Genomic DNA, 267 nt, shown 5'->3' on the forward strand with positions numbered 1-267 from the left:
CGTCTTGGCTTCCATGGTCTTCGAATCTAGCGCTGATGTATCGATGCCGCCGAGCGTCACTTCCGCCGTGCGGTATCCTTCGGAGCCGGACGGCTTGACCGTCCCGTTCTGGGCGGCATCGGCAAGCCTCGCCAGCGCCTTGTCGGAGAGGTCGGCCATGTTGCCGGAAATGCCTTCGCGCTCGGCCAGATATTGGGAGAGACGCTTCGGCAGGATTTCCGCCAGCGCCGTCTGAGCCGACTGGCGGCCATTCGTCTGCTTGGCTTT

General features: G+C 63.3%; 1 pseudogene. It reads right to left on the minus strand.

The features are described from left to right. A pseudogene (locus tag SCA31_RS23725) lies at positions 1-267 on the minus strand (aminoacetone oxidase family FAD-binding enzyme); the annotation flags it as partial.

Origin of the sequence: Chryseobacterium sp. SIMBA_028 (genome assembly GCF_046535285.1) — a bacterium.
GTDB lineage: Bacteria > Bacteroidota > Bacteroidia > Flavobacteriales > Weeksellaceae > Chryseobacterium.